The organism is Levilactobacillus koreensis JCM 16448 (assembly GCF_001435525.1).
Classification (GTDB): domain Bacteria; phylum Bacillota; class Bacilli; order Lactobacillales; family Lactobacillaceae; genus Levilactobacillus; species Levilactobacillus koreensis.
Genome location: NZ_AZDP01000108.1, coordinates 27,968 through 38,919, shown reverse-complemented (window position 1 = coordinate 38,919; position 10,952 = coordinate 27,968). Strand labels below are relative to the sequence as shown.

Here is a 10,952-nt window from a genome sequence, read left to right as displayed (position 1 = left end):
TACGGTGGTGTGAGAGGTCGGTAGCCGAAATAATCGGCTACCTCCTACTCGATTGGGTCAGTAAGTTAAGTAGTCAGATCACTGGTTGCGGTAAAATCGCCAAATGCCGTTACCGGTGGTGTGAAGGGCTGAAGACTGCCAGTTGCCACGAGATTACCGACCTTATCGATGAAGGTTTCGATATCATCGTCGGGCAACACGTCGTGGAAATCACCGAAGCCGTACTGCCACCATTTCAGATCCATTAATTGTTCAATGATGTGACTGGGAAAGCGGAATTTGAGAATCCGCGCGGGAACGCCACCCATTATCGCATAAGGAGGAACGTCCTTGGTGACAACGGCGCCACCGGCAATTACGGCGCCATCGCCCACCGTGATACCCGTGGGGGCGAAGCGCACGTCCTGGCCAACCCAGACATCATTCCCAATGATGATTTGCCCGCCATTGGGAACGGGATTAGGCACACGCTCGAAGGTATTGGCTGTATCTGCCAAGTAATCATTGAAGGCATCTACTGAACGGCTGTACGTTAGCATTGATGTGGTGAACCGCGTGGTCGGGTGACTACCTTGCATTCGATTGACGTTACTTGCAATCGAGGAATAGCGGCCAATGATAGTATTTATTGGTAGAGCACTGTTGGCGGAGCTGAATGCGCCCATGCTAAAAAATTGTTGACCGGCCAGAAAGATACTGTAGGCTTCGGCTTGAAGCGTAACTGGAACGCAAACCATTTGGCCAATTGGAATTCGTGACTTGGCGACTCTACGTGGTTGCGTGTAGATGTGTCGCTGCGTTAGGAGCTGGTCGAGCTCTCTTGTGTAGGGTAATAATTGGTTCTTATGTGAGCGGGTTGCCACCAAGTTATCTTGGAAGAAAGTAACCCCATTGATTGTGGTCGACATAACTTCACTCCCCTTTTTTATATGATACTATATATCAACAGTATAAATCACCTACTTGGTGTTAGATACTATAATTTAATATTTTCGATGAAGAACTATCGGCTGAAGTAGTGGGTAGCTGATGACCAGGTCTAGTTAGAAACAAATAAGGTTGACTGGAAAGCTTCTACTGATTGGCTAAGTTAATCAGCAATACAAGTGGGGGACTGTGTAGCAAGGAAAACGCCACCAATGCTGATCGACTAGGGGAGCAACAGAACTATTTGAAAATCAAGGCTTTATTTAGCCCAAGCTTTGTCGGATAATGGGGAAGTTCGGCGTTGACTATTTCGCGGTTGCTAACTGCTGTAATTGTGGTAATGTTTAACTAGTTGTAGTAGAATTACGTCTGCACTTAAACTTGAATTAAATCAAGCAACTTTCACGGCGGGCCTCGACCCGTCTTCATTATTTATGGAGATAAGGAGTAACTAGTCATGTGGCATTATTTAAAGCGGGTTTTAATTGGGAAGCCCCTCAAGACCATGGACGAGGGCGGTCAAGCGATAACAAAGTTTAAGGCATTAGCTTTGCTGTCATCCGATGCGCTATCCTCCGTGGCTTATGGTACTGAGCAAATTACCACAGTTTTAATCACCTTATCCGCAGCGGCTTTAATGTACCAATTGTGGGTTGCTGCGTTGGTCTTAGTTCTGTTATTTGCGATCACGCTTTCTTACCAGCAGATCATTCACGCCTATCCTTCCGGTGGTGGCGCCTACGTGGTGGCCAGCACCAACTGGGGCCAATCGGCTGGATTAGTCGCTGGGGGCTCTCTACTGGTTGATTACATGCTGACCGTGGCGGTATCAACAACGTCTGGGACCGAAGCGATTACGTCGGCAATCCCGGCGTTGTATCCGTACTCGGTTTTGGTGTCCGTATTAATCGTTATTGGCATTATGCTCTTGAACTTACGGGGAATGAGGGAATCGGCGTCATTTCTAACGGTGCCGGTTTACCTGTTTATCGGGATGATCATTGTGATGATCGGTGTCGGCCTCTATAATATCATGAGCGGTCAGATTACGTATCACGCTGCGGCAACCCCATTAGGCGATCCCGTAAAGGGGATGACGCTGCTGCTGTTCCTGCGGGCGTTCTCATCTGGGTCATCTTCATTGACTGGGGTCGAAGCCATTAGTAACGCGGTGCCAAACTTTAAGGAACCTAAACGGCATAATGCGGCGGCAACGCTGGCCATTATGGCGGGTATTCTGGCCGTCTTCTTCGCTGGGATTACGTTCTTGAGTTACTACATGGGAATTCGGCCACAGAGCAGCCAGACCGTGTTGTCTCAAATTGGGACGGCGGTCTTTGGTCACGGTGTGCTGTATTACATTTTCCAACTGTCAACGGCGATGATTTTAGCCGTGGCGGCGAACACTGGGTTCTCAGCCTTTCCAATCTTGGCGTACAACTTAGCCAAGGATAAATTTTTGCCACACGCGTACCTTGACCGGGGGGACCGGTTGGGATATTCCAACGGGATCATCTCGTTAGCCGTTGGGGCGATCGTCCTGATCATTATCTTCCATGGTCAAACGACTCTGCTGATTCCACTCTATGCGATTGGGGTTTTCGTGCCATTCGTTCTGTCACAGTCGGGGATGATCATTCACTGGTTCAGAACACGTGAGGGCTGGTGGGTCGGTAAGTCCCTGATCAACTTATTAGGGGCCTTGATTTCACTGGGATTGGTCACCGTCTTACTGTTGCTGCGTTTTGGTAACGTTTGGCCTTACCTGATCATCATGCCATTAATTCTGTTGCTGTTTTACCGGATCAATGGTCACTACCATAACGTAGCTAAACAACTGCGGGTAGCGGAAAAGGAACGGGCGGATATTCATGAGTATGATGGGGCGACCGTTATCGTTTTGGTCAGCAACATCACACGAGTGACCTCTGGTGCCATCAACTACGCGCGGTCTATTGGGGATTACGTGATTGCGATGCACGTGTCCTTCGATGAAAATCCGGAGAAGGAACACAAGACGGCGCAGGAGTTCAAAGAGGAGTTCCCGGACATTCGGTTCGTGGACATTCACTCCTCCTATCGCTCAATTGCGACGCCAACGTTACGGTTCTGTGATGTCATTGCCAAGCGCGCAGCGGAACGGAACTTTACGACGACGGTCTTGGTGCCACAGTTCGTGCCACGTCATCCTTGGCAGAATGTTCTGCATAACCAGACGGCGTTACGCTTACGGGCCATCCTGAACTCACGGGAAAACATCATCGTTTCAACTTATAATTACCACTTGAAAGAGTAGTTACTTAAGCCACCTTGTCGATTGACGAGGCGGCTTTTTTGATATCTAAAATCTGAAATCTAAGAGACTAAGGACAAATTGATGTAAAATTGCCGTACTGTGGTGGCCAGGGATTTCGCCTGCTGTGGGGACACTTTAGCCTGATAATCAGGCTTCTCGCTCGCTTTGAAGCCGGGGAAGGGCAGGTGTAACCTGGCTGAGGAGAAACACCACCTCAACGGCTGGCTACATCCCTGGCTGCCTCCGGCTCTTGATTGAGCTTGGACGTTACAGACGTTGAATGCAAAAGAGCACTTGATCTTCAACTGAGTGACGTGACAATTCTATTTGGAGGCGTGTTGCTAGTCATTACTTGGGCTAAATCAGCTTGTTCGATTGGGTAACGTGAAGGGATGCTGTTATAAATACGGGTACGGGTAAGCTCGCTAAGTAGACTTGACCGCAAGCTTCTAATGATTGTGAGAAATACAGTACTTTATTATCTTTGGCACACATAATGAATCAGAACATACCAACGGGAGTGCCACGGATTGGCGGAATAATCTTAGTGTTCTTAGATGGTTCCAACGGCAGTCACTGTAGTATACAATCTGAGCCGGAGTGCGGACCAATTTAGCAAATCCGGTCAAACTAAAAAGGACCGCATCCAAATCGAATGCGGTCCATAGAATAATCGAGTTATGTGGTAAAGCCTGTAAGTGACCTGATGCTATGTCTGCGGCTGGCCGAGCCGCAAAACTGAAGGCCAGTAGTTAACTTACATGAGTCCCATTAATTTTGCGAATGAAGGAACCACAATGTCGACGACAATGGAGATAACGACGACGGCGATGGAAGCCATGGACCCTTGAATGGATCCGAGTTGAACGGCCTTAGCAGAGCCAACCGTGTGACCGGCAGTCCCTAAACCAAGTCCAGCACCAACGGGATCGTTGTTGATCCGGAAGAACTTGACCAGCCAGTCACCCAATGCGTAGATAATGACGGCGTTCAGGATGCAGGCCATGGCAGTTACGGCGGAGTTCCCACCGATAGCTGTCGCAATTGGCATGGCAATCGCAGTCGTGGCAGCCTGTGGCAGCATGGAAGCAATCCCGACTTTGTCCAAACCAATCAGTTTAGCGGCAAAGTAGATGACGAAGAGGGAAACGAACAACCCAACGATCAACGACAGCACGATTTCCAGCCAGAACTTCTTAACCACGTCGTTCCGACGGTACAGTGGAATTGCAAACGCAATCGTGGCGGGGTTTAAGAACCAGAAGATAATATTTCCTCCGGGCAGGTAAGCCGATTTGTAGAAGGTCGCGGTATCCGTCCCGAAGGCCTTGGCCAGCAGGAAGAGGATAAAGATCCCCAAGACCATCCCGACGAAGAGGGGTTGGAATAAGAAGAATCCCTTCCCAATCTTGAATAGCCATTGACCAATCAAGTAAACTAGTAGTGAGAGAAAGATACCAAATATCGCATTGCCGGCAGAGGCTCCAGCGGCGTTGGTGCCTAAAGCATCACCCAGCCACTTGCCCCAAACTGCCATATGAGGGGCGGTTTCAGTTAGAATAATCATAAGTTTTCATCCTTTTCTGTGAAAGTAGCGCGCAGTTGCGCGAATCTAGTCGTCGACGTTGACGTCTCGATGGAAGACGTTCTTTCGGATCCAGATGAAGCCGGCAGTTGTGTAGGCCACGACAACCAGTAAGACAATCGTTGCAATCAGCACAACAATAACGATTTGAACCCCCTGAGCCTTTAAAATATCCAAGCTTGCCGCCAACTGAATTCCAGATGGAACGAACAAGAAGGCAATCAAGCTGATCATGAAGTCACCGAACTTTTCGACGTTCCGGAGCTTGACAATGTGCGTTGCCAGCAAGACATACAGTAGAACCAGACCAATAACGGGCGTTGGTACTGGGAAACTAGCCGGAAATAGCGGCGAAATCAAACTTGAAACAAACAGAATTGCAGCGAAAATTCCCATTTGAATTAGGATTGGTGACGCTGGTTCTTCCTTAGCTGTTTCTGCTTTAGTAACCTTATCATTAGCAGCCAATAGAAAAATCTCCTTTCAAAAAACAAGCGTTATGTGACCATCAACTAGAAAAATTTCACAAGGAAATGGGATAGATAGCAGGTGCAAAAATAAATGTGAAACCCTTCTCAATAGGACAATATAATTATATGGCTTTTAGTTGATTTGCACAAGTTAAATCTCCTGTATTTGGGCATTTGCATGTATGATTGTGCACCTAAACTAGTTTTAGTTGATGGTGAAAGCGCTTGCTTAAACGATTGGAGATAGAATTTAATTCACAATATTAACCAGGTTGACTTTGTGAACTTGAAAAGGTCAATAAACTAACCATTAAGATTTAAGCCTAAAATTAAATCGCGGTTGTGTTTGAATTAGGAGATTTGTATAATTAGCAAAAGAACTGATAGAAAAGAAAGAGGACTCTTTAATGAAATTTGAGATTATTGTTAGCTTGTTTGCTACCATGATTATCTCCGCAGTCCTAACCCCGTTTGTGCGCCGCTTTGCGTTTCAAATTGGTGCGGTGGATAAACCTAATCAGCGGCGGGTCAATAAGGTCCCCATGCCGACGATTGGTGGCCTAGCCATCTTCATTGCCTTTACATTTTCAACTATGTTCCTTTTAAGAGATCAAATGCCGACGCAACAGTTGTGGGGACTGTTCGGTGGTGAATGTATCATTGTTGCCGAAGGGATGATCGACGATATTTTTGAATTAAGTCCCAGGCAAAAAGTTTTAGGACAATTACTAGCGGCCCTAGAAGTTTACTTCGTGGCGGAGGTCCGAATGCGTTACCTGACGCTACCATTTTTCGGCGTCTGGCACTTCGGTTGGCTGTCATTGCCCATCACGTTGCTATGGATCGTGGCCATCGTCAACGCCATCAACCTGATCGACGGGCTGGATGGCCTGGCGACGGGGGTCTCGATTATCGCGTTGACCACGACCGGAATTACCGGGCTGTTCTTCTTAAACGTAGCCAACACTTGGGTCGCCATTATGATCTTCGCGTTGGTTGCCGCCATGGTTGGGTTCTTACCGTATAATTTCTTTCCAGCGCGAATTTATCTGGGGGACACGGGAGCCCAATTCATCGGGTTTATGATTGCCTGCTTCTCGCTGTACGGGTTGAAGAACGTTACGTTTATTTCCGTGATCATCCCCGTCATTATCTTAGGGGTACCAATTACGGATACCGTCTACGCGATGATTCGGCGGATTCTAAATAAGCAGCCGATTTCGCATGCCGACAAGCATCACTTGCACCACCGTTTGATGCAGTTGGGATTGACGCACCGGCAAACGGTCTTGGTCATCTACGGGATTGCGTTGATCTTCTCATTCATTTCACTGCTGTATCCGTTGTCCACGATTTGGGGATCGGTCCTGCTGACGATTGCCATCCTGATTGGGTTGGAGCTTTTCGTTGAAGCGATTGGACTGGTCGGATCGGACCGACAGCCATTGTTGCATTGGATCAATCATATCGTTAAAAAATTAACGTCGAAAAATTCAGATTAATGGATAATAGAAAGGTTCCACGGCGAGTTGTCGTGGAACCTTTTTTGCACAAGTAAAAAAACTAAAGGTTGAAAGATGAAATACCTGTCTCGCCCCAGTATCGGTAAGGATTCGCACCATTAAATAGTGTGAAATTACCGCACTGCGGCTGCCAGAGATTCCGCTTGCTGTGGGGGCGCTTCAGACTGGGAAACCACCAGTCTTCTCGCTCGCTTTGAAGCCACGAAGACCATGTGTCTCCAAAATCGCCCGTGCTGTAAGCTGGCTGATGATGAAGCGCCACCTCCGCGGCTGGCTGCATCCCTGTCCTCCTTCGGCTCTGATTGTGTTCTATCATGACAACGATTGGAAGACATGGAGACTAGCGCTTTTGGTCCAATCGATAACGACGATTTCAGTCACTATCTCCGTTGTCTACGCACACTGTTTAAGCCGAGAGGTCGGCAGATATGGGCTCAGGCGCGTCGTTCTGCTTGGTCGGCGTTTCTTGCCGGCTTAGCAGAAAACCAACCTTGTAGACTCGGCTCTTTCGAGGCTTCAAGTTGTGTTCGCACCGCTCCAGCCCATATCTGCCGGCCGGTAAGGCGAAGGACCCACTAGGTTGCCTAGTTTTGGGACCGAGGTTGTTGTTAGAGCAGGCATGACTGGTATTTTGGAACTTTCAACCTTTAGTTAAAAAATGAAATGGTTATTCGTCACGCGTGCTGGCGTGAATTTCGACTGGCACCTCGTGATAATCCACATCGCCAGATTTGACAGTTAATTGATTGCTGAGCAAATCGACAATGGCTTGTTGCGTATCGTCTACAGCATCCAAGTCCACGGCGATTGTCACCACAACGGCCGTGGTGTAGGCGGTGTCCAGGACGCTGATGTCATTTTCCGTGAGGTAGTGGGTGAGCTTGTCGTAGTTGGCGTAGTCAACGGTTAGTTCAAGAGCGCGTTGGCGCACGCGTTTGACGACGCCGACCGCTTCGATCCCGGTCGAAGTTGCGTTACTGTAAGCGCGAATCAGCCCACCAGCTCCTAGCTTGATGCCACCGAAGTACCGGGTGACCACGGCAATCGTGTTGTGCAGTTGATTGCGTTGGAGCACGGTCAGAATCGGAACACCAGCTGTGCCAGAGGGTTCGCCGTTGTCGCTTTCGCGTTGAATCTCGTCGTGCTCGCCCAAGACGTAGGCCCAGCAGTGGTGATTGGCCTTGGGTTCTCGAGCGGTGATGGCGGCGATGAAGGCTTTGGCCTCGTCTTCGGTCGTGACGCGACCAAGGTCGGCAATAAACCGAGATTTTTTGATCTCAAGCTCGTGGTTACCGGCTTGCTGAATCGTAAGGTAATCTGTTTCCATAAAAAACACCTTTCCCACAAAATTTTCGTTAGTTTTTACGGAGTTAAGTGATATAGGGGGACGTGAAATGAGTGATGAACAGAATCTATTTGGCCGCCAGCTTCCATTAGCCAGTGGTCCAGCCAACAGCAATTCTCGACCAGCCATTGTGACGATTGGGCAGAGAAGGCAGTGTCAACGGTGTCATCAGTGGCTCTTGCCGACGGACCAGCTTCCAAATCGAGCGTGGTATTGTCGACAGTGTCTGCAACTTGGTCGGTTGACGTCCCAAAATAAATTATACACTATTCCCGAGCCGAATCGGTTTGTGCGAATGAAGGGGCCAATCTTGACGTGGCCTGGAAAACTAAGCCCAACGCAGGGAGCGGCGGCGACAGCAATCTTAGACTTAGCCCGGCAGAGACGGAATCAGTTGCTCTGGGCGGTCACGGGGGCTGGGAAAACGGAGATTGTTTATCCGGCACTTGCCTGGGCGTTGGCGCAGAATTGGCGGGTGGCGTGGGTATCACCCCGCGTGGATGTTTGCCTGGAGTTGGCGCCGCGGTTGCAACAGGCTTTTGGCCACGTGCCACAAACGTTATTGCATGGCAAACAGAAGGCGCCCTACCAGTATTGTCAGCTGACCCTCTGCACGACCCATCAGTTGCTACGCTTTCACGCGGCGTTTGACTGGATCATTGTGGATGAGGTCGATGCCTTTCCGCTGGCGACCAGTCCACTGTTAAAAACGGCGATTGCAACAGCACAGAAGCCAACTGGCAGTCATCTCTACCTGACGGCGACGCCCGGTGAACAGTTGCAGCGGCAGGTACGGCAAAAGAAAGTGGCGGTGACATACTTGCCGTTACGGTACCATGGGGTTCTCTTACCGCAGATCAGTGTTTGCCTGATTTGGCGGTGGCGAGAACGACTGGCTAAGGGGCGACTCGACCCAAAACTAATTAGGCAACTTCAGAACTATCAGCAACGTGGCCAACGATTCCTATTGTTCGTGCCCCACGTGATCGATCTAAAACCAGTGGCACAAGCACTCCAGCAAGCAGGCATAGTGGGTGGGCTAACCGTTCACGCTACGGATAATGACCGGGCGGCGAAGGTTCAGGCGATGCGCGACCGGACGATTCCTTTTCTGATCACCACAACGATTCTGGAACGTGGGGTGACCTTCCCGAATATTGCGGTCATCGTTTTAGGCGGGGATGATCCGGTCTTTTCGACGGCCGCACTGGTCCAGATTGCGGGACGAGCGGGCCGGCATCGAGACTTCCCGACGGGTGCGGTGACGGTCTACTGTCATAGTCAGAGTCGCCGGGTGCGGCTGGCCCAAAGAATGATCGCCCAGTTGAATCGGCAGGGAAAACGGTTGGGAGGGCGACAGCAATGACCCACTGTTTACTGTGCCACCAAGAATTACACCCGCAGATGACGTTGGCGCAATTTTGGCGATGGCAGCCGCTACCGGTGCCGGTCGTGTGTCCGCGCTGTGAGCAGCAATTTGAGCGGATCACGACAATGCATTGTCCCCAGTGTGGGCGCCAACAAACCAGTCTAGCCGTGTGTCACGACTGTGAGCGGTGGGGGGATGTCCCTTTACGAAATCACGCGGTATATACCTATAATGAGGCGATGAAGGCGTACATGCAGCAGTATAAATTTCAGGGTGACTATGCGTTGCGGCAGGTCATGATGGAACCGCTGAAACAAGCCTTGGCCCAGCAGGATTACGATGTGTTGGTACCGATCCCGGTCAATCAGGAGACGTGGCAAACGCGGGGATTCAATCAAGTGACGGGGTGGCTGCTGAACCAACCATTTCAGCAGGCGCTGTTGGTGACGGCCGATCATAAAGATCAGCCCCAGTCGGCCAAGACCCGCCAACAACGTCTGCTCACGCAACAGCCATTTTCCTTGGCTCCCAATGCGGCGACCGTCTTGAAAGATCGGCGTATTTTGCTGCTCGACGACGTCTATACAACCGGCCGCACCCTGCGTCATGCAGCCGCACAAATTTATTTGGGAGGTGCGAAAGCGGTTACTAGCTTGACTTTAGCGCGTTAAAGACTGCTTAAAATCACGTAGATTAATTGTTTATGACAGGGCTTTCTATTATAATATTAGTAAGCAAAGCATATTAGAAGAGTGGTCCTTCTAATGCTAAGCAAGCCAAGCAATTTCTTGGTTGAAGGGAGAGAAGTTTTATGCTCACATTTAATATTCGTGGTGAAAACATCGAAGTTACTGACGCAATACGGGATTACGTTGAAAAGCGTATCAGCAAGTTGGAGAAATATTTCGACAACAAAGTTGAGGCAATTGCGCATATCAACCTGAAGGTCTACCAAAACAAGACGTCGAAGGTTGAAGTAACAATCCCACTCCCATACTTGACATTACGGGCAGAGGAAACCTCTCCAGACTTATATGCAAGTGTTGACTTAGTTACGGACAAGCTGGAACGTCAAATTCGCAAGTACAAGACTAAGGTCAACCGTAAGTCACGGGAGAAGGGTTACAAGAACCTCGACTTCGCACCTGAATCCGCGGAACCAGAGTCGAATGATGGTAACGAATTAGAGGTTGTCCGGACTAAGCGGGTTTCATTGAAGCCAATGGATAACGAAGAGGCCGTCCTGCAAATGGACATGTTAGGCCATGACTTCTTTATCTACGAAGATGCCGAAACCAATGGTATCAGCATCGTCTACCGCCGGAATGACGGTCGGTATGGCTTGATTGAAGCTAACGAAGACTAATGTTAATTAAGCTAATAAAGCACTGCGATGCCGTAGTGCTTTTTAGTTTGGCCCTTTTTAAACTTAGTTTG

At 49.3% G+C, this 10,952-nt stretch carries 9 protein-coding genes; 5 read left to right on the top strand and 4 right to left on the bottom strand.

What is annotated here, in order from left to right; all coding sequences use genetic code 11:
* Positions 1-65 precede the first annotated feature (65 nt).
* Positions 66-908 carry a CatB-related O-acetyltransferase gene (locus FC99_RS10005; protein WP_048732422.1) on the bottom strand — a complete coding sequence of 281 codons (843 nt, stop codon included), beginning with the start codon at positions 906-908 and terminating at the stop codon, positions 66-68.
* Positions 909-1,384: 476 nt separating this feature from the next.
* Between FC99_RS10005 and FC99_RS10000 the strand changes: the two genes are divergently transcribed.
* On the top strand, positions 1,385-3,223 hold the full coding sequence (locus FC99_RS10000) for an APC family permease (protein WP_048732421.1): 1,839 nt from the start codon (positions 1,385-1,387) through the stop codon (positions 3,221-3,223).
* A 757-nt stretch (positions 3,224-3,980) separates the two neighbouring features.
* Here the strand turns inward: FC99_RS10000 and lrgB are convergent.
* Together lrgB and FC99_RS09990 are read right to left on the bottom strand one after the other, a co-directional pair.
* Positions 3,981-4,790, bottom strand: coding sequence for an antiholin-like protein LrgB (gene lrgB / locus FC99_RS09995; RefSeq protein ID WP_048732420.1), 810 nt, complete (start codon positions 4,788-4,790; stop codon positions 3,981-3,983).
* A 45-nt stretch (positions 4,791-4,835) separates the two neighbouring features.
* A complete protein-coding gene (locus tag FC99_RS09990; protein WP_048732419.1) occupies positions 4,836-5,276 on the bottom strand; it encodes a CidA/LrgA family protein in 441 nt (146 codons plus the stop codon).
* 409 nt (positions 5,277-5,685) lie between these two features.
* Between FC99_RS09990 and FC99_RS09985 the strand changes: the two genes are divergently transcribed.
* A complete protein-coding gene (locus FC99_RS09985) occupies positions 5,686-6,780 on the top strand; it encodes a glycosyltransferase family 4 protein (RefSeq protein WP_048732418.1) in 1,095 nt (364 codons plus the stop codon).
* 688 nt (positions 6,781-7,468) lie between these two features.
* Here FC99_RS09985 and FC99_RS09975 read toward each other — a convergent pair.
* Entirely contained in the window at positions 7,469-8,128 is a 660-nt protein-coding gene (locus tag FC99_RS09975; protein ID WP_048732416.1) for a YigZ family protein, read from the bottom strand.
* 67 nt (positions 8,129-8,195) lie between these two features.
* Between FC99_RS09975 and FC99_RS09970 the strand changes: the two genes are divergently transcribed.
* From FC99_RS09970 to hpf, 3 genes are all read left to right on the top strand, one after another.
* Complete coding sequence (locus FC99_RS09970) at positions 8,196-9,512, top strand: ATP-dependent helicase ComFA (protein ID WP_048732415.1); 1,317 nt, start codon at positions 8,196-8,198, stop codon at positions 9,510-9,512.
* On the top strand, positions 9,509-10,186 hold the full coding sequence (locus tag FC99_RS09965) for a ComF family protein (RefSeq protein WP_048732414.1): 678 nt from the start codon (positions 9,509-9,511) through the stop codon (positions 10,184-10,186). Before FC99_RS09970 ends, FC99_RS09965 begins: the two co-directional genes overlap by 4 nt.
* Before the next feature lie 140 nt (positions 10,187-10,326).
* Positions 10,327-10,881: a ribosome hibernation-promoting factor, HPF/YfiA family gene (gene hpf, locus FC99_RS09960; protein WP_048732410.1), complete on the top strand. Its 555-nt coding sequence runs from the start codon at positions 10,327-10,329 to the stop codon at positions 10,879-10,881.
* Positions 10,882-10,952 lie beyond the last annotated feature (71 nt).